General features: G+C 68.9%; 22 protein-coding genes. 11 read left to right on the forward strand and 11 right to left on the reverse strand.

All coding sequences use genetic code 11. The annotated features are described in order from the left end of the window. Positions 1-13 precede the first annotated feature (13 nt). The 5 genes from ACFPFG_RS17240 to ACFPFG_RS17260 are packed head-to-tail and all read left to right on the forward strand — an operon-like array spanning position 14 to position 5,090. Positions 14-1,513 (forward strand): sugar ABC transporter ATP-binding protein, encoded by a 1,500-nt coding sequence (locus tag ACFPFG_RS17240; RefSeq protein ID WP_380107557.1) that lies wholly within the window; start codon positions 14-16, stop codon positions 1,511-1,513. After that, entirely contained in the window at positions 1,506-2,552 is a 1,047-nt protein-coding gene (locus tag ACFPFG_RS17245) for an ABC transporter permease (RefSeq protein WP_380107559.1), read from the forward strand. Before ACFPFG_RS17240 ends, ACFPFG_RS17245 begins: the two co-directional genes overlap by 8 nt. Then, positions 2,549-3,586 (forward strand): ABC transporter permease, encoded by a 1,038-nt coding sequence (locus tag ACFPFG_RS17250; protein WP_380107561.1) that lies wholly within the window; start codon positions 2,549-2,551, stop codon positions 3,584-3,586. Before ACFPFG_RS17245 ends, ACFPFG_RS17250 begins: the two co-directional genes overlap by 4 nt. Continuing rightward, complete coding sequence (locus ACFPFG_RS17255) at positions 3,583-4,452, forward strand: sugar phosphate isomerase/epimerase family protein (RefSeq protein WP_380107563.1); 870 nt, start codon at positions 3,583-3,585, stop codon at positions 4,450-4,452. Before ACFPFG_RS17250 ends, ACFPFG_RS17255 begins: the two co-directional genes overlap by 4 nt. Further along, on the forward strand, positions 4,449-5,090 hold the full coding sequence (locus ACFPFG_RS17260; protein ID WP_380107565.1) for a nucleoside/nucleotide kinase family protein: 642 nt from the start codon (positions 4,449-4,451) through the stop codon (positions 5,088-5,090). Before ACFPFG_RS17255 ends, ACFPFG_RS17260 begins: the two co-directional genes overlap by 4 nt. Before the next feature lie 36 nt (positions 5,091-5,126). On the opposite strand, the gene ACFPFG_RS17265 is transcribed toward ACFPFG_RS17260, so the two are convergent. The 4 genes from ACFPFG_RS17265 to ACFPFG_RS17280 form a co-directional block, all read right to left on the reverse strand. Continuing rightward, positions 5,127-5,708 carry a DUF6036 family nucleotidyltransferase gene (locus ACFPFG_RS17265; RefSeq protein WP_233174748.1) on the reverse strand — a complete coding sequence of 194 codons (582 nt, stop codon included), beginning with the start codon at positions 5,706-5,708 and terminating at the stop codon, positions 5,127-5,129. Positions 5,709-5,718: 10 nt separating this feature from the next. Then, positions 5,719-6,033 carry a hypothetical protein gene (locus tag ACFPFG_RS17270; RefSeq protein ID WP_046241809.1) on the reverse strand — a complete coding sequence of 105 codons (315 nt, stop codon included), beginning with the start codon at positions 6,031-6,033 and terminating at the stop codon, positions 5,719-5,721. Positions 6,034-6,106: 73 nt separating this feature from the next. Next, positions 6,107-7,708, reverse strand: a complete 1,602-nt coding sequence (locus ACFPFG_RS17275; RefSeq protein WP_380107569.1) for a gamma-glutamyltransferase family protein — start codon at positions 7,706-7,708, stop codon at positions 6,107-6,109. 18 nt (positions 7,709-7,726) lie between these two features. Beyond that, the gene (locus ACFPFG_RS17280; RefSeq protein WP_197954055.1) at positions 7,727-8,734 is read right to left on the reverse strand and encodes a Bug family tripartite tricarboxylate transporter substrate binding protein; all 1,008 of its coding nucleotides are present in this window, start codon (positions 8,732-8,734) and stop codon (positions 7,727-7,729) included. A gap of 153 nt (positions 8,735-8,887) precedes the next feature. On the opposite strand from ACFPFG_RS17280, the gene ACFPFG_RS17285 reads away from it, so the two are divergent. The 5 genes from ACFPFG_RS17285 (at position 8,888) to ACFPFG_RS17305 (ending at position 12,348) form a co-directional block, all read left to right on the forward strand. Further along, the gene (locus tag ACFPFG_RS17285; protein ID WP_197954056.1) at positions 8,888-9,808 is read left to right on the forward strand and encodes a LysR family transcriptional regulator; all 921 of its coding nucleotides are present in this window, start codon (positions 8,888-8,890) and stop codon (positions 9,806-9,808) included. A gap of 515 nt (positions 9,809-10,323) precedes the next feature. After that, entirely contained in the window at positions 10,324-10,983 is a 660-nt protein-coding gene (locus tag ACFPFG_RS17290) for a hypothetical protein (protein WP_380107571.1), read from the forward strand. Next, positions 10,976-11,524 carry a GTP-binding protein gene (locus tag ACFPFG_RS17295; protein ID WP_183020754.1) on the forward strand — a complete coding sequence of 183 codons (549 nt, stop codon included), beginning with the start codon at positions 10,976-10,978 and terminating at the stop codon, positions 11,522-11,524. Before ACFPFG_RS17290 ends, ACFPFG_RS17295 begins: the two co-directional genes overlap by 8 nt. After that, complete coding sequence (locus ACFPFG_RS17300) at positions 11,514-11,891, forward strand: roadblock/LC7 domain-containing protein (RefSeq protein ID WP_183020753.1); 378 nt, start codon at positions 11,514-11,516, stop codon at positions 11,889-11,891. Before ACFPFG_RS17295 ends, ACFPFG_RS17300 begins: the two co-directional genes overlap by 11 nt. A 97-nt stretch (positions 11,892-11,988) precedes the next feature. Beyond that, positions 11,989-12,348 (forward strand): hypothetical protein, encoded by a 360-nt coding sequence (locus ACFPFG_RS17305; protein WP_183020752.1) that lies wholly within the window; start codon positions 11,989-11,991, stop codon positions 12,346-12,348. Positions 12,349-12,396: 48 nt separating this feature from the next. Here the strand turns inward: ACFPFG_RS17305 and ACFPFG_RS17310 are convergent, their stop codons facing one another. Further along, complete coding sequence (locus ACFPFG_RS17310) at positions 12,397-13,110, reverse strand: Crp/Fnr family transcriptional regulator (RefSeq protein ID WP_183020751.1); 714 nt, start codon at positions 13,108-13,110, stop codon at positions 12,397-12,399. A gap of 87 nt (positions 13,111-13,197) precedes the next feature. On the opposite strand from ACFPFG_RS17310, the gene ACFPFG_RS17315 reads away from it, so the two are divergent. Then, positions 13,198-15,231, forward strand: coding sequence for an alkyl/aryl-sulfatase (locus ACFPFG_RS17315; protein ID WP_380107574.1), 2,034 nt, complete (start codon positions 13,198-13,200; stop codon positions 15,229-15,231). On the opposite strand, the gene ACFPFG_RS17320 is transcribed toward ACFPFG_RS17315, so the two are convergent. From ACFPFG_RS17320 to ACFPFG_RS17345, 6 genes are all read right to left on the reverse strand, one after another. After that, on the reverse strand, positions 15,225-15,956 hold the full coding sequence (locus ACFPFG_RS17320; RefSeq protein ID WP_373847564.1) for a uracil-DNA glycosylase: 732 nt from the start codon (positions 15,954-15,956) through the stop codon (positions 15,225-15,227). The two genes, ACFPFG_RS17315 and ACFPFG_RS17320, sit on opposite strands and share 7 nt — an antisense overlap. A 45-nt stretch (positions 15,957-16,001) precedes the next feature. After that, positions 16,002-16,238 carry a hypothetical protein gene (locus ACFPFG_RS17325; protein WP_197954061.1) on the reverse strand — a complete coding sequence of 79 codons (237 nt, stop codon included), beginning with the start codon at positions 16,236-16,238 and terminating at the stop codon, positions 16,002-16,004. A gap of 165 nt (positions 16,239-16,403) precedes the next feature. Continuing rightward, complete coding sequence (gene trpC, locus ACFPFG_RS17330; RefSeq protein WP_380107577.1) at positions 16,404-17,207, reverse strand: indole-3-glycerol phosphate synthase TrpC; 804 nt, start codon at positions 17,205-17,207, stop codon at positions 16,404-16,406. A gap of 50 nt (positions 17,208-17,257) precedes the next feature. Next, a complete protein-coding gene (gene trpD, locus ACFPFG_RS17335; protein ID WP_183020747.1) occupies positions 17,258-18,292 on the reverse strand; it encodes an anthranilate phosphoribosyltransferase in 1,035 nt (344 codons plus the stop codon). Between the two features lie 29 nt (positions 18,293-18,321). After that, complete coding sequence (locus ACFPFG_RS17340; RefSeq protein WP_183020746.1) at positions 18,322-18,909, reverse strand: anthranilate synthase component II; 588 nt, start codon at positions 18,907-18,909, stop codon at positions 18,322-18,324. Positions 18,910-19,307: 398 nt separating this feature from the next. Further along, entirely contained in the window at positions 19,308-19,931 is a 624-nt protein-coding gene (locus ACFPFG_RS17345; protein ID WP_183020745.1) for a hypothetical protein, read from the reverse strand. Between the last annotated feature and the right edge of the window lie 12 nt (positions 19,932-19,943).

The following is a 19,943-nucleotide window of genomic DNA, read 5'->3' on the forward strand; positions in this document are numbered from 1 at the left end:
GCCGCGCGCTGAAATGGATGCCACCACAACGGCGCTGGTCCGCATGCAGGCGGTCACCGTGCGCTTTGGCGACGCCACGGCGCTGCATGCGCTGGACTGGGACGTGATGCCAGGCGAGGTGCACTGCCTGATGGGCAGCAACGGCAGCGGCAAGAGCACGGCGATCAAGGTGCTCAGCGGCGTGCACGCGCCGCAGCCGGGCGCGCGCATCGACATCGGCGGACAGCCCGTGCAGCGGCTGGACCCCGCGCTGGCCAAGTCCCTGGGCATCCAGGTGATCTACCAGGACCTGTCGCTGTTTCCCAACCTGAGCGTGGCCGAGAACATTGCCTTCGACCAGGCCATGGGCCGCTGGTGGGCGCCCGTGCGCCGCAGGCGCCAGCGCGAGGCGGCCCAGGCAGTGTTGCGGCGCCTGGGCATTGCGCTGCCGCTGGATGCGCGGGTGGGCGACCTGCCCATTGCGGGCCGCCAGCTCGTGGCCATCTGCCGGGGCATGGCGGCCCGGGCCAGGCTGCTGTTCATGGACGAGCCCACGGCCTCGCTCACGCGTGCCGAGGTCGATGCGCTGCTGGCCGTGGTGCGCCGGCTCCAGGCCGATGGCATGGCCATCGTCTTCGTGAGCCACAAGCTGGACGAGGTCATGGAGATCGCCGACCGCGTCACCGTGCTGCGCGACGGGCGCAAGCTGGGCACCTGGCCCGCCGAACAGTTGTCGGGCCGGCAACTGGCCGCGCTGATGACCGGACAGGAAGTGGATGAACGCCTGCATGCGCGCGACATGTCCGCCGCGCCCGCGCTGCTGGAAGTGCGCGGCCTGGGCCGCGACGGCGACTACGAGGACGTGAGCTTCGACGTGCGCGAGGGCGAGATCCTGGGCCTGACCGGGCTGCTGGGCGCGGGCCGCACCGAGCTGGCCCTGGGCCTGTTCGGCATGCGCCGGCCCGATCGCGGCAGCATCCGCCTGGGCGGCCGCACGCTGGTGCTGCGCAGCAACCGCGATGCCATGGCGGCGGGCATTGCCTATGTGCCCGAGGACCGCCAGTCCATCGGCCTGAACCTGCGCCAGTCCGTGCAGGACAACCTGGTGCTGGCCATGCTGCCGCGCCTGTCCGGCCCGCTGGGCTGGCTGCCCGCCAGCCGCCGCGCCGCCACTGCGGCCCAGTGGCGCGACCGCCTGCACATGCGCCTGCCCGCGCTGGACGCGCCCGTGCACCAGCTGTCCGGCGGCAATGCCCAGCGCGTGGTGCTGGCCCGCTGGCTGGCGACCGCGCCACGCCTGCTGATCCTCGACTCGCCCACCGTGGGCGTGGACATCGGCAACCGGCAGGGCATCTTCGAGATCGTGCACGGGCTCGCCGCACAGGGCATGGCGGTGATCGTCATCTCGGGCGAGGTGGCCGAGGTCCATGCCCACTGCGACCGCGTGCTGCACATGCGCGGCGGGCGCATGGCCGGCGAGTTCGTGCCGGGGGTGCATTCCGAAAGCCAGATCGAGGAGGCCGTCCATGCCTGAACACGCACACGCGCTGCTGCACCACCCCGTGGCCCGGCTGGGCCTGGCCATTGCCGCCATGGCCCTGCTGTTCGGCGCCCTGGCGCCGGGCTTCTGGACGCTGGGCAACTGGATGGACGTGGCCGAGGGCGCATCGGTCACCGCCATCATGGCCTTGGGCCTGCTGGTGGTGCTGGTCGCGGGCGGCATGGACATCTCGTTTGCCGCCACGGCCACGGTGGCGCAATACCTTGCGGCCCTCGCGGCCACACGCCTGGGCTGGGCACCGGCGGCCAGCATCGCGCTGGGCCTGGCCACGGGACTGGCGCTGGGCGCATTCAACGCCCTGCTCATCCACCGCCTGCGCGCCACCTCCATCATCATCACCATCTCCACGCTGAACCTGTACTTCGCGCTGCTGATGCATGGCACGGGCGGCCGGTCCATCTACGACCTGCCGTCGTGGTGGAGCGATTCCGTGGTGCTGGCCCGCTTCGCGGGCACCGACGGCGCAGACCCCGTGCGCCTGACCCTGCCCATCGCCGTGGCCGCTGCGGCCGCCCTGCTGACCGCGCTGCTGCTGGGCCGCAGCGCGCTGGGGCGGCGCCTGTACGCCTTCGGCGGCAACCCCGAGGCCGCCCACCGCATGGGCATCAGGCTGGGCGCCATCCAGGGCGTGGCCTATGGCTGGCTCGGCATGATGGCGGCCATCGCAGGCCTGGCGCAGGCGCACCGCGTGGGCGAGTCGGTGCCCAACGCCCTGGTCGGCACGGAGCTGTTCGTGCTCGCCGCTGCCGTGTTGGGCGGCGCCAGCCTGTTCGGCGGCACGGGCAGCGTGGGCGGCGTGCTGATGGGCGTGCTGCTGCTGGCCGTGCTGCGCAACGGGCTGAATCTGATGGGCGTGTCGCCGTATTTCTTCCAGGTGCTGCTGGGCGCCGTGGTGCTGGCCTGCGCGGCCGCAACGGGACTGCGGCGCACGCAGCGGCGCACGCAGCGACGCAACCAGCAGCGCAGCGCTGACGCCACCCCTGCAGCGCCCTTGGCGGGGGCCGCGCCATGAACCGCAGCACTGGCGCGCCGCTGGGCCTGATCGCGCTGCTGGCGCTGCTGTGCGCCGTGTTCACGCTGCTGCTGCCCGGCAGCTTCGCCACCCTGGGCACGCTGCAATCGGTGCTGCTGCAAATCCCCGAGCTGGGCCTGCTGGCACTGGCGCAGATGCTGCCGCTGGTCAGTGGCGGCATCAACCTGGCCGTGGTCGCCAGCGCCAACATGGCGGGCCTGGCCATGGCCTGGGTGCTGGTGGGAGGCCTGTCGGCGCTGGGCCTGGACCTGTCGGGCCATGAGGGCCTGCTCATCGCCGCGGCACTGACCGTGGGCGCCCTCGCCAGCCTGCTGGTGGGACTGGCCAGCGGCTGGCTGGTGGCGCGCGTCAACGCCCATCCCATCCTCGTCACGCTGGGCACCATGTCGCTGATCAACGGCCTGTGCGTCTGGCTCACGCGCGGCAAGCCCATTGCAGGCTTTCCCGAGACCTTTCTGGCCCTGGGCTCCGCCCAGTGGCTGGGCCTGCCGCTGCCGTTCTGGATCTTCGCGGCCGTGTGCCTGCTGGTGGGCCTGTACCTGGGCAGCACACGCCACGGGCTGGCCATCCGCATGGTCGGCTCCAATGCCGAGGCCACGCGCCATGCGGGCATCGATACGCGCCGCGTGCTGATCGGCGTCTACACCCTGTCCACGCTGCTGTGCTGGATCGCGGCCGTGCTGATGATGGCGCGCTTCAACTCGGCCAGTGCGGGCTACGCCCAGTCCTACCTGCTGGTCACGGTGCTTGCGGCCATCCTGGGCGGCACCGATCCCATGGGCGGCTTCGGCCGGGTGTCGGGGCTGTTCGTCGCCCTGCTCATCCTGCAGGTGCTGTCCAGCGGAGTGAACCTGCTGGGCGCCAATGCCCAGCTCACGCAGGCCCTGTGGGGCGCCACCATGATCGCCGCCGTGGCGGCGCGCCACCTGCTGGCGCGCTGGCGGAGCCGTGCCCGGGCACCCGCCGAACCCTCCCCTTCACGCTCTCGCAGAGTCCACCCGGAGCCCCTATGAACCCCCTCGGCATCCACGCCCTTGTCTGGGCCGGCGACCTGTCGCCAGCTTCCACCCGCCATGTGATCGAGCAGACGCGCCAGGCCGGTTACGACCTGGTCGAGCTGTCCCTGCACGGCCCCCGGCTCATGGACCTGGCGCTCACGCGCGATCTGCTGCAGGAGCACGGCCTGGGCGTGGGCTGCTCGCGCGGGCTGACCTTCGAGGCCGATGTCTCCAGCGAAGACCCCGCCGTGGTCGCGCGCGGCCTGGCGCTGCTGCAAGAGGGCGTGGACATCACGGCGCGCCTGGGCGGGCGCTATTTCGGCGGCATCCTCTACGGCGCCATGGCGAAATACGGCCACCCCTGTTCGCCACGGGGCCGGCGCAACGCGATCGAGGCCGTGCGGCGCATTGCCGACTTCGCGGGCGAGCGCGGCGTCACGCTGGGCCTGGAGGTGGTCAACCGCTACGAAAGCAATCTGCTGAACACGGCCACACAAGCGCTGGAGTTCATCGACGAAGTCGGCCGGCCCCATGTCTGCGTGCACCTGGACACCTACCACATGAACATCGAGGAAGCCGACCTCGCCGCGCCCGTGCTGGCCTGCGGACAGCGGCTGGGCTATGTGCACATCGGCGAGAACCACCGCGGCTACCTGGGCGCGGGTCACATCGACTTCGCGCAGTTCTTCGGTGCGCTCGCGCAGATCGGCTACCAGGGCACCGTCACCTTCGAGAGTTTCTCGTCCGCCATCGTCAACGAGCAGCTGTCGAACGCGCTGGCCATCTGGCGCCCCATGTGGGAAGACGGCATGGACCTGGCCCTGCACGCACGCGGCTTCATGGCCGACGGGCTGGCCAGCGCGCAGCAGGCACGCGCATGACGGCCATCCTGCCGCCCCAAGCCCTGGCGCGTGCGTTTGCGCTGGCACGTTCCGGCCCCCGCCGCCTGCTGGGCCTGGCTGGCCCGCCCGGCACAGGCAAAAGCACGGCCTGCGCCGCCCTGCTGCAAGCGCTGGGTCCGCTGGCGGCGGCCGTGCCCATGGACGGCTTCCACCTGGCGCAGTCCGCGCTGGAGCGCATGGGTCGTGCAAAGCGCAAGGGCGCGCCAGACACCTTCGACTCGGCCGGCTACGTGGCCCTGCTGCGCCGCCTGCGCGCGCCCGTGGCCGGTGAAACGGTCTACGCCCCCGAATTCCGGCGCGCCATCGAGGAGCCCATTGCAGGCGCCATCGCCATCGCGCCCGGCGTGCCCCTGGTCATCACCGAAGGCAATTACCTGCTGATGGATGAACAGGATGCGCCGGGCACGCACTGGCATGCCGTGCACGCGCTGCTGGACGAGGTCTGGTACGTGGACATGGACGACCGCCTTCGCATCGAACGCCTGACCCGCCGCCACGAACTCCACGGCCGCAGCCCCCAGGCCGCACGCGACTGGGTGGCGCAGGTGGACGAGCCCAATGCGCGCCACATTGCGGCAACGCGGGGGCGGGCGGATTGGGTGTTGCGCTGGGGGTGAGCGGGGGAGCGAACACGGTTGCGGCAGCCAGGCCTTTCAGGGGGTTCCGGAGCGACCGCCCTCCTCCCGACGCGCCAATGCCACCGCGTCCCGCAAATTCAGCTTCAGCATGGCTTGTCCGCCGATGTAGCCGGCCAGGGCGCTTGTTGCGCGCTGCTCTATGGCATCGGCGCTGGTCAGCCCGAGCCGAACCAGGGCCGCGATGTCCTCTTTGTCGTTGTCGGCGAACCGGGCAATCTTGCTTACGGCAAGATCCACGGGAGAGAGGACATGCACGCGAATCTGGTCCACACCGAGGTCGATAGGGATGGCGTCATCGAGATAGTCCTCATGCATCAGCGCAAAGCTGGAGTTGTAGTTGGTGTCGAGGTAGACCACCTGCGGGGTGCCGTCCTCCAGCATCACCTCGACCATCAGGTCGTTCGGCAGATGGACGCGCCCGCCGAATTCCGCATCCACATCGGTAGTGACGCGGTCTGCTGTGTAGAGGTGAACGGCCATGCCGCCAGCCAGATAGACATTCAAGGGGCGGCCCAGCGCAAGCCGCTGCTCCAACTGCTTGAACAGCTCCCGCAGGCCTTCTGCCAGCGCCGTATGGGTATGAAAAATCGGGAGCATGGACATGGCCTCAGTGCCCACGCAGCCGAAGGCTGAGCATGTCGCGCAGACGGGGCAGGCTCAGAACCCAACCCCGCCTGACCACATCTTCCGATGGCAGTCTTTCTTCTGGATGCAAGGCGAAATATCGCTCGCTGGCCTGCATCAGGCTCGCAGATTCCTGGGGGAATCGTGAACGGACGATCATGGCGGCCAGGCGAAACACGTTGGCTTCGCGCTGGTCCTGGGCGGGCTGCGCACGCTCCCGGGCGACGAAGGAGCAGCGCGATAGCAGCGCCGATTCATCATCTCTGGCCGTCATTGCATCCACCTCCGTTCGCACCATGGCATCAAGATTTCGATGCCATGACTCTAAAGCGAACTCGATCTGCGCGGCAGGCCTTGGGGCTTTCGCGCCCTCAGAACGCCACCACGCCCCCATCCTTGCGCGGGTCCGATCCGCCGATGTAGTGGTCGCCGTCGCGCAGCACCAGTTGTGCGCCGCCGAAGGCGAAGACGCCATGGCCTTCCTCGATCGTGACTTCGTGGCCGCGTGCGCGCAGGGCGGCGACGACCTCGGCATCGAAGGCGGGCTCCACGGCCACGCCCTTGCCGCCCGTCACGCGCCAGCGCGGTGCGTCGGCGGCGGCCTGGGGGTTCTGGCCGTAGCGCAGCACGCGCAGGGCCATCTGCAGGTGGCCCTGGCTCTGCATGGGGCCGCCCATCACGCCGAAGGCCATCTGGGGCGTGCCGTCGGCGTTCATCGCAAAGGCCGGGATGATGGTGTGCGAGGGCCGCTTGCGCGGCGCGACCTCGTTGGCATGGCCGGCTTGCGTGGTGAAGCCGTGGCCGCGGTTTTGCAGGCTGATGCCGGTGCCCGGCACGACCACGCCCGAGCCGAAGCCCATGTAGTTGGACTGGATGAACGAGACCATCATGCCGCTGGCATCGGCCGCCGCCAGGTAGACGGTGCCGCCCGGGCGGGGTGCGCCGTAGGTGGGCGCGCTGGCACGCTCGCGGTCAATGAGCGCCGCGCGTTCGCGCAGGTAGCCGGCGTCCAGCAGATGGGCGGATTCGACGCGCATGTGGTCGCCGTCGGCGTTGTATTCGTGCAGGTCGGCCAGGGCCAGCTTCATGGCCTCGACCTGCAGGTGCACGGACTCCACGCCGTCCAGCGGCTCGGCGCCCACGCCCAGTGCGTCCAGCATGCCCAGCGCCATCAGCGCGGCAATGCCCTGGCCGTTGGGCGGGATCTCGTGGATCACCGAGTCGCCAAAGGTCTGCGACACCGTGCCGACCCAGTCGGCCTGGTGGGCGGCCAGGTCGGCCTCGGTCATGGCGCCGCCGCAGGCCTTGGCGTGCTCGGCCATCGAGCGCGCCAGCGCACCACGGTAGAAGGATTCGCCCTTGGTGGCGGCGATCTCCTCCAGCGTGCGCGCATGGGCTTCGCTGCGGAACACCTCGCCCGCCTTGGGGGCCTTGCCATCGGGCAGGAAGCACTCGGCAAAACCGGGCTGGTCACCGAGCTTGGCGCCGCCCAGCGCCCACAGCGTGGCGATGGTGGGCGAGACCGCAAAGCCGTCGCGCGCATAGCGGATGGCGGGCTGGGCCAATTGCTCGAACGGCAGCTTGCCGAAGCGGCGCGACAACTCCACCCAGGCCGAGACGGCACCGGGCACGGTGACGGCGTTCCAGCCCTTCTCGGGAATGCCGCCCAGCGCGGCGAAGTACTCGGGCGTCCAGGCCTGGGGCGAGCGGCCCGAGGCATTGAGGCCGTGCAGCTCCTTGCCATCCCACAGGATGCAGAAGGCATCGCTGCCCAGTCCGCAGCCCGTGGGCTCGACCACGGTCAGCGCCATGGCCGTGGCAATGGCCGCATCCACGGCATTGCCGCCGGCCAGCAGCATGGCCAGGCCGGCCTGCGCGGCCAGCGGCTGCGAGGTGGAGACCATGTTGCGGCCCAGCACCGAAGAGCGGTGCGAGGCGTAGGGAAGTGTCCAGTCCTTGATGGTGCTTGTCATGTCTCGATGGGGAAAAGGTTAGTCAAGGGTGATTTTGTTGTCTTTGATGACCTGCGCCCAGCGCGCACTGTCGGCCTGCACCATGGCAGCGAACTGCGCGGGCGTGCGGGGCGATGCGGCCTCCACGCCCTGCTTGGCCAGGCTGGCCACCACCTCGGGATTCTGGATGGCCTTGTTGAAGGCCTGATTGATCCGCGCCACCAGCTCGGGCTTCATGCCGGCCGGGCCGTAGACGCCGAACCAGGTGACCGAAGAATAGCCAGGCAGGCCGGACTCGGCCACCGTGGGCAGGTCGGGCGCCAGCGCGCTGCGCTTGTCGCCGGTAACGGCCAGTGCGCGCAGGCGGCCGCTGGCCACATGGGGCATGCCGGTGGGAATGGAGTCGAACAGCAGGTGCACCTGGCCCGCGGCCAGGTCGGTGATGGACTGGGCCGTGCCCTTGTAGGGCACATGGGTCAGCTGCAGGCCCGCGCGCGCCGCGAAGGCCGCCGCGTTCAGGTGGACGATGGTGCCGTTGCCGCTGCTGGCGTAGTTGAGGGCGCCCGGATGGGCCTTGGCATAGGCGATCAGCTCCTGCACGTTGCGCACGGGCAGCGAGGGCGTGACCAGCAGGATGCTGGCCGCGCCGCCGATCTCGGCAATGGGCGTGAAATCCTTGTCGGCCTTGTAGGCCAGACGGGTCATCAGGTGCGGCGAGATGGCATGCGTGCTGCTGGTGGTGAACAGCAGCGTGTAGCCGTCCGGCGAGGCCTTGGCGGCCTCGCCCGTGCCGATGGTGCCGCCCGCGCCGGGGCGGTTGTCGATGACCAGCTGCTGGCCCAGGTCCTGGGACATGCGCTGCGCCACCACGCGCGCCACGAGGTCGGTGGCGCCGCTGGCCGGAAAGGGCACGACCAGGCGCACCGGGTGCGAGGGCCAGGACGCCTGGCCCTGTGCCACGGCGGGCAGGGCCATGGCGCCAGCCAGGGCGCAGGCCGCAGCCACGATGGCGCGGCGTGGAAGTAAAACGCTGGGCAATGCCTTCATGGGCACACTCCTGGTCAGAGGGTTGGACGGCTGCAGCCGCTGCTCCCTGCAACGCCGCAACAGGCCATCGTAGAACCCTCGCCCCTTTGCCGCCATCAGCAAATTTGCAAACCTGCGTTGCCTCTGCGGCAAATTGATGACAATCGGGGCGACATGCCCGACGCCCGCCACCTTCTTTTGCAGGACACCGCGCTGCGCTACTTCCACGAAGTGGCGCAATGCGGATCGCTGACCGAGGCCTCGGCGCGGCTGCATGTGGCGGCCTCGGCCATCAGCCGCCAGATCGCGGCGCTGGAGGGGCTGCTGGGCACGGCGCTGTTCGAACGCCACCCGCGCGGCATGGTGCTCAATGCGGCCGGGGAGATCCTGGCCGACCATGTGCGCCGCGCCGGCCTGGATGCCGAGCGCGCGCTGGGCGAGATCGAGGCCCTGCAGGGGCTGCGCAGCGGCCGCGTGCGCATCGCAAGCTCCGACGCCTTTGCCAACGAGTTCCTGCCGCGCCTGTGCGCAGCGTTCCAGCGCGCGCATGCCGGCATCGTCTTCGAGGTGATGGTGCTGCCCACGCCCGCCGTGCCCGAGGCCGTGCGCAGCGGCACGGCCGACATCGGGCTGTGTTTCAGCCGCGCGCCTGAAAAAGGCATTGCCGTGGCCTGCCGCGTGGCGGCGCCCCTGGTCGCCCTGGTCGCACCCGGCCATGCCTTGGCCCAGGCCCGCCGCCTGTCGCTGGCCCAATTGGTACGCCACCCGCTGGCACTCACACCGGCCGATACTGCCGTGCGCCAGCTGCTGGACGCGGCCTGCAGCCGCCAGGGACTGATGCTGATGCCGGTGATGGAGAGCAACCACGGCAAGACCCTGCTGAACTTTGCAGCCCAGGGCGCCGCGGTGGCCGTGGCCAGCGAGATCGCCGCGCGCCACATGGTGGCCACGGGCGCACTGGTGGCGGTGGCCCTGAGCGACCGGGGCATGGACCTGCGCGACATCGAGGTCCAGACGCTGGCCGGCCGCACGCTGCCGCATGCGGCGCAGTCCTTCCTGGAAATGCTGCAGCTCAAGCTGCCAACCTCCTGGTAGTCAACCCGGTACCCTGCCGTTGCTCGAATGGGCAGCGCCGTGCGTCTTGCGTCTTGCGTTCATCAGTGCACGAAGCCAGCGCGGGCATCCAAAGTGCATGGAGCGATCAGACACAAAACACAGCCAGCCTGTTCAATTTGCAATGCATTCCAAGGTCTTTGTTACAACAACCAGATAACTCCTATTTTTCATCGCCGTCATGGCTTCGAGAATCCGGAAACGACGAAAAAAACCGCTCAAAAAGCCTGAAGCCTCGCTGCAAGACCGCAATGCGATAGGACTGATCCAGATACATATCGGACGATTCCGAATCGCGCCTGAGAACTGCCCACTCCCGTTCCAAGCGCTTCCTATGATTCGCCTGCATCTCCTTTGAAATCATTGGCATGCGCGGCTTGCTTCGCCGTGCTGCGCATTCAGGACAGGAAGCGGCGACGTGATGGGCACAAAGAAACAGGCAGACCGGAGCCTGCAGGCACGGCAACTGCAATTGCAATTGCTGAAGGGAATGCGGAATGGATGAGCGCACCTCGCTCACCTTCACGCTGCGCGGCCTCGATGAACGCGACACCAAGCTGTTCCGCTCCTTCGTGCGGCTGGTGGACCACCGCACGCAGCACCGCTGGGAATGGACGGAGTTCTCGGCCGACCTGGTGATACTGCATGAAAGCATCCACGAGCAGCCGTCCAGCGGGGTGACGCTGCGCGTGGGCCGCCAGCCCCAAAGCACCCGCCCCACGGGGAACTACCTGAGCCTGCCCCTGCGCGCCGACGCGATGGAGGTCTGCCTCAATGCCATGGGCATGCGTGCCCTGGCCGCGCGCCAGACGGCGTCCGGGCAACGCATGGTGGCGGCACCCCACCCGGCAGCAGCGGCCGACATGCTGGTGCTGTTGCTGCGCTGGCCTCCCCAGCGGCTGCTGACAAGCGCACACCACATGCGCCTGGCAACGTTGTTGACGGGCCAGCCGACCACCTTGCAGGCGCTGTGCCGGCGCTCGGGTCTTGCGCCAGAGATCTGCGCAGCCTTCCTGAACCGCCTCGACGCAATCGGCCTGCTGCGCTGGACCGCCACGGCACCCCGCAGCAGCGCTGCCCCGGGTCCCGCCCGGGGCATTCTCGACCGCATCCGCCAGCGGCTTGCCCAATTGACGAGAGCCTCCGTGCATGAGTGAACTGAAGATCCTGATTTCCGGAACCACGGGCGCGGGCAAGACCACCGCCATACGTGCCGTCAGCGAGATCGCGCCGGTAAGCACCGACGTGCGCAACACCGATGCAGCAGTGGACAAGGCTCTGACCACCGCCGGCATGGACTACGGAGAGCTCACCCTGGACAACGGCGAAAAACTGTACCTGTACGGCACACCGGGCCAGGAGCGCTTCGACTTCATGTGGAACATCCTCTCGCGCGGCGCGCTGGGGGTGATCCTGCTGATCGACAACAGTCGGCCCGATCCACTGGGCGATCTGGATATCTACATCAATGCCCTGTCCGCCACGCTGCGCACCACGGCCTGCGTGGTGGCCGTGTGCCGAATGGACCGGCATGGTCGTCCCGACCTCGAAGGATTTGCCCTGCACCTGCAGTCGCGTGGCCTGCTGTGCCCGGTGGTGCCGGCCGATGTGCGCGAGCCCGCGCAGGTGGTGGCGCTGATCGAGTTGCTGCTGCTGCAGATCGAAGCCCTGTCGCAGGAGCGTCCCCATGAAGAATGACTCCGCTCTGAAGGCGCGCGCCCATGCCGTGCTGCAGGCACTGACAAGCAAGGTGCGCGGCGTGCGAGGCTGCGTAGTCAGCACCGAGGATGGTTTCGAGGTCGCCGCACAGGGCCAGGGCAGCCCGGCGCGGCTGTCCGCCATGGCCAGTTCCATGGCCGCGCTGGGCGCAATCGCCGGTGAGGAAAACCAGTTGGGCCACTGCGCCAACGTGGTGATCGAAGCCGCCGAGGGCTGCATCGTCATGCTGCAGGCACGGCGCCCGGGCCTGACGCTGGTGCTCAGCGTGGTGGCCTCGCGGGAGGCCGTGCTGGGCCAGATTCTCTACGTCTCGCGCGAGGCCGCGCGGGCGCTGGAGCAGGCGTGAACGGGCAGGGTCCGGCATGAGCCGCACCTGTCCCGCAAGCAGACGGGTACCACGACGGTGCCCAACATTCCCTCTACACAAGAAAGGTAGAAAAACAATGGCCAACATCAAGCAAACCATGGACGAACTGATGCGCTGCGACGGCGCACTGTGTGCCGCACTGGTGGACTACAACAGCGGCATGATCCTGGGCCAGGAAGGCGCGGGCGTGGACCTGGAGCTCGCGGCTGCAGGCAATACCGAGCTGGTGCGCGCCAAGCTCAAGACCATGCGCTCGCTGAGCCTGGAAGGCGCGATCGAGGACATCCTGATCACCCTGAGCAAGCAATACCACATCCTGCGCCCCTCCACCCACCACGAGGGACTGTTCCTCTACCTGGTGCTGGACAAGGCCAAGGCCAATCTCGCGCTGGCGCGACGCAAGGTGCAGGACGTGGAAGACGTGCTGGTGGTCTGAAGCAGGGACATGCCAGCGGCGCGGCCGTGCGTCCGCTGACGGGCCTTCTCACAACCGCTCGGCGCACAGCGCCTGCCACTGCAGGATCTCGATCTCGCCGCGCTGCACGCGGATGATGCCGCGCGCCTGCAGGCCCTGCAGCAGCACGTTGGCGGTCTGGCGCGAGATCGACAGCATGCGCGCCAGCTGCTCCTGCGTGATATCCAGGCGCGGCCGGGCCGGCACGTCGTCCAGCCGCTCGCCGTAGCCGCGCGCCATGGCCACCAGGCGGCGCGCCAGGCGCTGGGGCGCGGGCAGCAGGGCCAGATCCTCCAGCGCCGCGAAGGCCGCGCGCATGCGCCCCGACATCAGCACGCCCAGGTCATGCCAGTGCGCAGGGTGCTGCTGCAGCCAGTCCAGCAGCGGCTGGCGCGGCACCTGCAGCACCACGCTGGGCTCCATGGCGTGGGCATCGTGGGTGCGCGGCGAACCATCGAACAGCGCGATCTCGCCAAACCAGGTGGCCGCTCCCATGCGCGTGAGCAGCGCCTCGCGCGCTTGCTCGCTCTGCCCACCCACCCCCGAAAAACCGATGCTGCCCCGGGCCACGGCGAACAGCCCGCCCTCCAGCGCATCGCCGCGCAGGAACAGGGCTTCGCCCGTCTCCAGGCTGCGCGGCTGGGCCAGCGCCAGCAGCAAATCGGCAAACTGCGGCGCCAGTGCGCTGAACCAGCGGCCGGCGCGCAGCGTGGGCAGGTAGGAAAAGGCGTGGGCAGTTTGCATGAGAGGGGATGTCGGATGGCTGACAGACACAGCCGGCGGGCCTGCGTATTTTCGCCGCTGACATCGAACATGCCAGGAGACCTTCCCATGCAAGCCTCACACTCCCTGCCCCGCGCGCTGGCGCGCCCTTCCCGCCTGCTGGCCAGCCTGGCCACAGCCGCTTTGCTGGGCGCCTGCGCCCACGGCTCCCTGCCCGTCTCCGACATGGCCAGGCCCCAGCCGGCCAGCGCCGCCACGCGCGCGGCCCAGCAGGCGGCCTTGGCGCAGCAGCCGCTGGACGATGCGCAGGCCATGGAGGACGCCCGGCGCGGCCTGATCGCCCCGGCCGACACCCTGGTCGTGCGCAACGCCCAGGGACGGCCCATCTGGAGCATGCAGGCCTATGCCTTCCTGGAGCAGGACCAGGCGCCCGACACCGTGCACCCCGCGCTGTGGCGCCAGGCCCAGCGCAACCGCGTCAGCGGCCTGTTCCAGGTGACGGAAGGGCTCTACCAGGTGCGCGGCCTGGACCTGTCGAACATGAGCATCATCGAGGGCGAGACCGGTCTGATCGTGGTCGATCCGCTGATGTATACCGAGACCGCCCAGGCCGCCATGGACCTGTACTTCCAGCACCGCCCGCGCAAGCCCGTGGTGGCCGTCATCTACTCGCACAGCCATGTGGACCATTTCGGCGGCGTGCGCGGCGTGGTGCGCCAGGAGGAGGTGGATGCGGGCCGCGTCCAGGTCATCGCCCCGGCGGGCTTCATGGCCGAGGCCGTGGGCGAAAACGTGATCGCCGGCCACGCCATGGGCCGGCGCGCGCTCTACCAGTTCGGCATGCTGCTGCCGCGCGATGCCCGGGGGCAGGTGGACGCGGGGCTGGGCAAGGCCGGCGCACCCGGCACCCTGGGGCTGATAGCGCCCACGCGCGTGATCGACAGACCGCGCGAGACACTGCGCATCGACGGCGTGGACATCGAGTTCGCGCTCACGCCCGGGGCCGAGGCGCCGGCCGAGATGATCATGTACTACCCCCAGCTCAAGGTGCTGAACATGGCCGAGATCGCCGTCCACACCCAGCACAACCTGCTGCCGCTGCGCGGCGCCCAGGTGCGCGATGCGCTGGGCTGGTCGCGCCACCTGAACGAGGCCCTGCACACCTATGGCGGCAAGGCCGAGATCCTGATTGCCCAGCACCACTGGCCGGTCTGGGGCCAGCCCCGGCTGCAGCACCTGCTGGCCGGCCAGCGCGACACCTACAAATACCTGCACGACCAGACCGTGCGCCTCATGAACCACGGCTACGTGGGTTCGGAGATCGCCGAGATGCTGAAGATGCCCGGATCCCTGGCCCGCGACGGCGCAACGCATGCCTTCTACGGCCATCTGCGCCACAACATCCGCGCCATCTACCAGCACTACCTGGGCTACTACGAAGGCAACCCGGCCCAGCTGGAGGCGCTGCCGCCCGTGCCCGCCGCACGCAAGACCGTGGAATACATGGGGGGCGCCGACGCCGTGCTGCGCCGTGCGCAGGCCGACTACGAGCGCGGCGAATACCGCTGGGTGGCGCAGATCGCCTCGCAACTGGTCTTTGCCGACCCGGCCAACCAGGCCGCGCGCCGCCTGGCGGCCAATGCCTATGAACAGCTGGGCTACCAGATGGAATCGGCCACGGCCCGCAACGCCTTCCTGCAGGGCGCGGCGGAACTGCGCCAGGGCGTGCCCCAGCTGCCCAGGCCCGGCAGCACCGCGCGCGACCTGGTGCGCAGCCTGCCGCTGGAGATGTTCTTCGACTACCTGGGCGTGCGGCTGGACGCGGGCAAGGCCGCAGGCCAGCGCATCGTGCTCAACTGGACCTTCACCGACACCGGCGAGCAGCGCAGCCTGAACCTGGAGAACAGCGCCCTCACCCAGAGCCCGGGCCTTGCGCCCTCCGCCCATGCCAGCCTGCGCCTGACGCGCGCCACGCTGGACGCCATTGCAGGCCAGGAGACCACGATGGCCGAGGCCATCAAGAGCGGCCAGCTGCGCATCGAGGGCGACGCCTCCAAGGTGACGGCGCTCATGTCCATGCTGGACCGCTTCGACAGCGTGTTCCCCATGGTGGAGCCACGCCCCGAGCGGGCCGCTCAGTAACCGTGCTGGGCGCGGAAGTCGCGCGCCTTGCCGAAGTGTCCGTTGCCGATGAAGGGCACGGGCGGGCGCAGCGCCGACAGCGGCGAGGGATGGTTGCTGGTCAGCACCAGATGGCCCCGGTCGGCCGGAATGAAGGCGCGCTTGGACTGCGCATGGCTGCCCCAGAGCATGAAGACCACGGGGCGCGTGCCCTGGGCGATGTGTCGGATCACCGCATCGGTCAGCAGCTCCCAGCCCTTGCCCGAGTGGCTGGCCGCCTGGCCTTCCTCCACCGTGAGGCAGGTGTTGAGCAGCAGCACGCCGTTCCTGGCCCACTTGACCAGGCTGCCGCCCGGGTTGGGGAAGGGCGGGAATGGCACGCCCAGGTCACGCTGCATCTCCTTGAAGATGTTCTGCAGCGAGGGCGGCATGCGCACGCCCGGCGCCACCGAGAACGACAGGCCTTCGGCCTGCCCACGGCCGTGGTAGGGGTCCTGGCCCAGGATGACCACGCGCACTTCCTCGGGCGGGGTCAGCTCCAGCGCGCGCAGCGGCTGGGGCGGAAAGATCACCGCGCCGGCTTCCAGGCGCTGGTGCAGAAAGGTCAGCAGCTGCTGGCCCGTGGCACCCGCGAAGAAGTCCTCGACCAGGGGCTGCCAGTCGGGCGCAACGGGCCAGTCGGCGGGATCGGCGGATTGGAGTTGGTCGGCTTGCGCCGGGGCGATTGCGTCGTCTTGAAGGGCCATGGCGGATGGGGGCACCGCCGCCACATGCCGAGGCAGCAGCCACCCTCAAAAAAGTACAGCTGAAATGCATGGGCGCAAGCGCCATGCCTGTTGGATCACGGCAAGCATACCTTTCCCTGCGGTGGGGGAGGGCAGTCCGCCAATGGTGCCCCAAAGGCAGATGATGGTTGCACGCATACGGGAAACCTTCAGTAGCACTGCAGCGACCCGCAGCAGGAAGTGCTCGAATACATCAAGCGCGACATTGCCGGCCTGGCGGCTGACCACGGCCGAGATGGCCAAGCTCCGCGGCGTTTCCTACATGACGCTGCAGCACACCGGGCAGGAGCGCAGCGGAGGCAACGTGCAGGCCATGAGCCGCATCTTGGCCATGCTGGGGCTCCAGCTCGGGGTGGTGCGCATCGTGCGGACCCCGGATCCACCGGCCAGCCCGCACAACGGCGCGACTCAGGCGAACAGCTTGGCCAGCGCCTCTCCCGGCTCCTTGGCGCGCATGAAGGCCTCGCCCACCAGGAAGCTGTGGATGCCGGCATCGCGCATGGCCTTGACATCCTCGCGGCTGCCGATGCCCGACTCGGTGACCAGCAGTCGGTCGGCCGGCACGTTCCTTTGCAGGTCCAGCGTGGTCTGGATGCTGACCTCGAAGCTGCGCAGGTTGCGGTTGTTGATGCCCACCAGCGGCGTCTTCAGCCGGAGCGCGCGGTCCAGCTCGGCGCCGTCGTGGACCTCGACCAGCACGGCCATGTCCAGGCTGTGGGCGATCTGTTCCATCTCGGCCATCTGCGCGTCGTCCAGGCAGGCGGCGATCAGCAGCACGCAGTCGGCGCCCATGGCCCGCGATTCGTAGATCTGGTAGGGATCGACCATGAAGTCCTTGCGCAGCACGGGCAGGTGGCAGCTGGCACGCGCCTGCTTGAGATAGTCCACGCTGCCCTGGAAGAACTGCTTGTCGGTCAGCACCGAGAGGCAGGCGGCGCTGACGCCCTTGCCGTCGCCCTCGGCATAGCTTTGCGCGATGTCGGCGGGGATGAAGTCCTCGCGGATCACGCCCTTGCTGGGGCTGGCCTTCTTGATCTCGGCGATCACGCCGGCCTGGCCGGCGTCGATCCTGGCGCGCAGCGCGCCCACGAAGTCGCGCGTGAGCACGCGGCTTTCGGCGTCGCGGCGCATGTCGGCGAAGGGCATGCGCTTCTGGGCGGCCGCCACTTCCTGCACTTTCACGTCGCAGATTTGCTTGAGGATGTCGGACACGTTGCTTTCCTTGGTTTCTCGTATTCGGTGGTCGATGGGGGCTGCTCGGCTCAGGCCGTCAGCCGGGCCGTGTAGGCCACGAGTTCGTTGAGCTTGGCCAGGGCCGCGCCGCTGTCCAGCGCCGCCTGGGCGCGGGCCATGCCGTCCTCGATGCTGGAGGCCACGTTGGCCGCATACAGTGCGGCACCCGCGTTCAGGCAGACGATGTCGCGCGCGGCGCTCTTCTCGCCATGGAGCACGCCCAGCAGCATGGCCTTGGATTCCTCGGGATTGTCCACCTTGAAGGCGCGCGTGCCGACCATGCGCAGGCCGAAGTCCTCGGGATGGATCTCGTACTCGCGCACCACGCCGTCCTTGAGCTCGCCCACCAGGGTGCCCGCGCCCAGGCTGATCTCGTCCAGCCCGTCACGGCCGTAGACCACGATGGCATGCTCGGCGCCCAGGCGCTGCAGCGCGCGCACCTGGATGCCGACCAGGTCCTCGTGGAACACGCCCATGAGGATGTTGGGCGCGCTGGCCGGATTGGTCAGCGGACCCAGGATGTTGAAGATGGTGCGCACGCCCAGCTCCTTGCGCACGGGCGCCACGTTCTTCATGGCCGGGTGGTGGTTGGGCGCGAACATGAAGCCGATGCCCACGTCGGCGATGCTGCGCGCGATCTGCTCGGGGCTGAGCTGGATGTTGACGCCCAGCGCCTCCATGGCGTCGGCGCTGCCGCTCTTGCTGCTGACGCTGCGCCCGCCGTGCTTGCTGACCTTGCCGCCCGCCGCCGCGACCACGAAGATGGAGCAGGTGGAGATGTTGAAGGTGTTGGCGCCGTCGCCGCCCGTGCCCACGATGTCCACCAGGTGGCGCGTGTCCTCCACATGGACCTTGTTGGAGAACTCGCGCATGACCTCGGCCGCGGCCGCGATCTCGCCGATGGTCTCCTTCTTCACGCGCAGGCCGGTGACGATGGCCGCCGTCATCACGGGCGACAGCTCGCCGCGCATGATCAGGCGCATCAGGTGCAGCATCTCGTCGTGGAAGATTTCGCGGTGCTCGATGGTGCGCTGCAGCGCTTCCTGGGGGGTGATCTGGGTCATTGCGGTGTCTCGGTTGGGTGCCGGCCTGCTCAGGCCTTCTGTTCCAGGAAATTCTTCAGCATGGCATGGCCGTGCTCGGTGAGGATGCTCTCGGGGTGGAATTGCACGCCCTCGATGGCCAGGCTGGTGTGGCGCACGCCCTGGATCTCGCCGTCCTCGCTGGTGGCCGTGATCTCCAGGCAGCCGGGCAGGCTGGAGCGGGCAATGGCCAGCGAATGGTAGCGGTTGACCGTGAACCGTTCGGGCAGGTCGGCGAACACGCCCTTGCGGTCGGTGGTGATGACGCTGGTCTTGCCATGCATCTGCTGGCCAGCGCGCACGATGTCGCCGCCGAAGGCCGCGCCAATGCTCTGGTGGCCCAGGCACACGCCCAGGATGGGCAGGCGGCCCGCGAAGTGCTGGATGGCCGCCACGGAAATGCCGGCCTCGGCCGGCGAGCAGGGGCCGGGCGAGATCACCAGGCGGTCGATCTTCTCGCGCTCGACCAGGGCGATCACCTCGTCCAGCGTGGCCTCGTCATTGCGCACCACGGTGACATCGGCACCCAGCTCGCCCAAGTACTGGACGATGTTGTAGGTGAAGCTGTCGTAGTTGTCGATCATCAGCAGTCTGGTCATACCGGCTCCTGGGTCTCAAAGGGAAAAACGGGTGGCGCGGGCATGCCGCAGCGAAGGCTGGCGCGGGAATGCGCGCAATGCTGCCTGGGTCTGGAAGGGGGAATCTGAGGGCATCTGGGCAATCTCCTGGGTTCTGGGAGCCGCCGTGCCGGGGAGCCATCTGCTGGGTGAGCCTTGCTGCCGTCACGGCGGCAAGGTGCGGTACGCAACCGCGACGACGTGCCGCTTCCTTATTGGAAGCGCCACCACTGTGCAACGATGATCGAAACGGGCGTACCGTTCATGGCTGTCTTGGATCGAGAGTTCAGGTGTCTGGAAGACGGGAATGCAGCAGGCTGCATGGCGAAGCATGCTAACACAGGGTCCGCGCAGCGTGGCGGGACGCCCCTGCGGGCGCCTCACTTCAGGAAATCCGGCTGGTCGAACTTCTGCTTGAGGAAGCGCCCGTTGGCCAGCAGCGCCTGCGCATCGCTGGCCGCCACATGGGCCACCACCTGCTGCATCTGCCCGGCCAGCAGCGCCAGCTGCTCGGTCAGCAGCTGCCTGGCCGTCTTGCCATCCTGCACGGGCTGAGTGACACGGAACAGCGGCGGCAGCGCCGCATAGTGCGACAGCGTGGCGGGCAGGTACTGCAGCACCGTCTCGCGCACGGTGAACAGGCCGTCGTTGAAGACCGGGCCGGCGTCGGCCAGCGCAGGCAGCACCTCGTGCACCGAGCCGCGCACGCTGTCCAGGTGCTTTTGCATCTCGGGCGTGAGCATCGGGCAGGCCTTTTGCACCAGCTCATCGATGCGTTCGCGGATGTCCTCGGCGCTCCAGTGCTGCTGCAGCGCCCGCTCGAAGCTGGCGCCCGCCGGCTGCAGGGCCCAGCCCAGCAGCAGGCCCGCAACGTACAGGCCCAGCGTGATCCAGCCCCAGCCGGCACCGATCACGCCCGCAAACAGCAGCACCGGCCCCAGCAGGGCCAGCGCCAGGCCGGTGAGGTTGCCGTTGCCGTAGAAGAAAAGCTGCAGGCGGCGCATCAGGCGGGTCCG

Origin of the sequence: Delftia deserti, assembly GCF_042653485.1 — a bacterium.
Classification (GTDB): domain Bacteria; phylum Pseudomonadota; class Gammaproteobacteria; order Burkholderiales; family Burkholderiaceae_C; genus Comamonas; species Comamonas acidovorans.

What these genes read in the sequence shown, in the direction of transcription:
- ACFPFG_RS17245 (WP_380107559.1), top strand. Translation starts at nt 1,506, where the DNA reads ATGCCTGAACACGCACACGCGCTGCTGCACCACCCCGTGGCCCGGCTG.
- ACFPFG_RS17260 (WP_380107565.1), top strand. Translation starts at nt 4,449, where the DNA reads ATGACGGCCATCCTGCCGCCCCAAGCCCTGGCGCGTGCGTTTGCGCTG.
- ACFPFG_RS17345 (WP_183020745.1), bottom strand. Translation starts at nt 19,931, where the DNA reads ATGCGCCGCCTGCAGCTTTTCTTCTACGGCAACGGCAACCTCACCGGC.
- ACFPFG_RS17290 (WP_380107571.1), top strand. Translation starts at nt 10,324, where the DNA reads ATGGATGAGCGCACCTCGCTCACCTTCACGCTGCGCGGCCTCGATGAA.
- ACFPFG_RS17240 (WP_380107557.1), top strand. Translation starts at nt 14, where the DNA reads ATGGATGCCACCACAACGGCGCTGGTCCGCATGCAGGCGGTCACCGTG.
- ACFPFG_RS17305 (WP_183020752.1), top strand. Translation starts at nt 11,989, where the DNA reads ATGGCCAACATCAAGCAAACCATGGACGAACTGATGCGCTGCGACGGC.
- ACFPFG_RS17270 (WP_046241809.1), bottom strand. Translation starts at nt 6,033, where the DNA reads ATGGTGCGAACGGAGGTGGATGCAATGACGGCCAGAGATGATGAATCG.
- ACFPFG_RS17295 (WP_183020754.1), top strand. Translation starts at nt 10,976, where the DNA reads ATGAGTGAACTGAAGATCCTGATTTCCGGAACCACGGGCGCGGGCAAG.
- ACFPFG_RS17340 (WP_183020746.1), bottom strand. Translation starts at nt 18,909, where the DNA reads ATGACCAGACTGCTGATGATCGACAACTACGACAGCTTCACCTACAAC.
- ACFPFG_RS17320 (WP_373847564.1), bottom strand. Translation starts at nt 15,956, where the DNA reads ATGGCCCTTCAAGACGACGCAATCGCCCCGGCGCAAGCCGACCAACTC.
- trpD (WP_183020747.1), bottom strand. Translation starts at nt 18,292, where the DNA reads ATGACCCAGATCACCCCCCAGGAAGCGCTGCAGCGCACCATCGAGCAC.
- ACFPFG_RS17250 (WP_380107561.1), top strand. Translation starts at nt 2,549, where the DNA reads ATGAACCGCAGCACTGGCGCGCCGCTGGGCCTGATCGCGCTGCTGGCG.
- ACFPFG_RS17255 (WP_380107563.1), top strand. Translation starts at nt 3,583, where the DNA reads ATGAACCCCCTCGGCATCCACGCCCTTGTCTGGGCCGGCGACCTGTCG.
- ACFPFG_RS17315 (WP_380107574.1), top strand. Translation starts at nt 13,198, where the DNA reads ATGCAAGCCTCACACTCCCTGCCCCGCGCGCTGGCGCGCCCTTCCCGC.
- ACFPFG_RS17275 (WP_380107569.1), bottom strand. Translation starts at nt 7,708, where the DNA reads ATGACAAGCACCATCAAGGACTGGACACTTCCCTACGCCTCGCACCGC.
- ACFPFG_RS17300 (WP_183020753.1), top strand. Translation starts at nt 11,514, where the DNA reads ATGAAGAATGACTCCGCTCTGAAGGCGCGCGCCCATGCCGTGCTGCAG.
- ACFPFG_RS17285 (WP_197954056.1), top strand. Translation starts at nt 8,888, where the DNA reads ATGCCCGACGCCCGCCACCTTCTTTTGCAGGACACCGCGCTGCGCTAC.
- ACFPFG_RS17310 (WP_183020751.1), bottom strand. Translation starts at nt 13,110, where the DNA reads ATGCAAACTGCCCACGCCTTTTCCTACCTGCCCACGCTGCGCGCCGGC.
- ACFPFG_RS17280 (WP_197954055.1), bottom strand. Translation starts at nt 8,734, where the DNA reads ATGAAGGCATTGCCCAGCGTTTTACTTCCACGCCGCGCCATCGTGGCT.
- ACFPFG_RS17265 (WP_233174748.1), bottom strand. Translation starts at nt 5,708, where the DNA reads ATGCTCCCGATTTTTCATACCCATACGGCGCTGGCAGAAGGCCTGCGG.